Origin of the sequence: Intrasporangium chromatireducens Q5-1 (assembly GCF_000576575.1) — a bacterium.
GTDB lineage: Bacteria > Actinomycetota > Actinomycetes > Actinomycetales > Dermatophilaceae > Intrasporangium_A > Intrasporangium_A chromatireducens.
Genome location: NZ_AWQS01000494.1, coordinates 1 through 1,143 on the forward strand (window position 1 = coordinate 1; position 1,143 = coordinate 1,143).

Here is a 1,143-nt window from a genome sequence, read left to right on the forward strand (position 1 = left end):
GATGCCTGCTCAAGCGGCCCGAGTGCGCGAGTTGGGGAAAATCGCGGCGATAAGACGCACAAGGGGCTCGCTACCGACGTAAAGGATAAATTGTCGCTGGCCGCGGGAGCTACTGGGACCGTGGGCGCGGGGTCACGGTCTGACCGCCCCACTGCTCGGGCGCGACGTCGACGATGGTCTGGTTGAGGACCCACTGGTGCCCGAACGGGTCATTGATCGTTGCCTGCCGTTCGCCGTACTCCCAGTCGTGCGGCGGGTCGACCAGAACGGCGCCTTGAGCCGTCGCCGTCTCGACCACGGCCGCGACATCGGCGACCTTGAGCATCACTTGGTGAGAACGCCCATTTTCGGGCGTTCTCCGCCCCGGCCGGACCTCGGCCACCACTAGTTCGGCCGGCTGCCCGTCCGGCAACCCCAGCTGCGAGCGGTGCCCTTCACCGATGCGCACGTGCTCGACGAACCCGAAGACGTCGCCGTACCAGGCCACCGCCGCCCGAACGTCAACCACGGTCAGAACGGGTGTCACCCGCGCATGCGGTGCCGACCGGTTCGTAAGCATCTAGCCACGGTAGATCGGTAGGGTCACCTGTGCTCAGATCCGCACCCGCATGTCGCCCGGCAGGCGGCGGTATGCCGCAGGTCGCGTCGATGCGCCAGGCCTTCGCTCATGCTTGTTATCCGGGCACTGCAAGTGCGGTCGTGGAGACTACCGCTCAAGAGCGAGACCGCGCTCCTACCAATCCTCGCGCCCCACCACTGGGTACAGAGACTCGTCCGGGGTATCCGTGGTCAGCTCGACCATGGCGGGTCCGGACTCATACTCCACGACTTGCAGTGGTGTGCCTTCCGGAACGAGGTCTCGGAACCAGCGCACCAGGTCCATCAACGCCCGGCGATTAGCGGCCGCCTTGATCCCCAGCGACGCCGGGCGTTTGAGCAGTGAGCAACTCACTGTGGGCCCTACCACTGTCACCCTCGCAGCTGCCGGGTCGTCCAGATCGTTTACAACGACGTTCGCGTCCGGAAAGCGCGCGCACACCGCGCTCACGAACTCCTCGGTAGACACGTCGTCCGGCGCGGCAACGTCGGAATCAGGGTGTGTCAGATGAACGGTGGTGCGCCACGAGGCGCTGTGGTTTCGAG

At 65.8% G+C, this 1,143-nt stretch carries 2 protein-coding genes; both read right to left on the reverse strand.

Going from position 1 to position 1,143, the window contains the following annotated elements:
• Positions 1-109: 109 nt before the first annotated feature.
• Positions 110-559, reverse strand: coding sequence for a VOC family protein (locus tag N864_RS22450; RefSeq protein ID WP_034722827.1), 450 nt, complete (start codon positions 557-559; stop codon positions 110-112).
• A gap of 174 nt (positions 560-733) precedes the next feature.
• Positions 734-1,143 (reverse strand): hypothetical protein (locus tag N864_RS25305; RefSeq protein ID WP_162164570.1); only part of this gene is annotated, 410 nt, incomplete at its 5' end.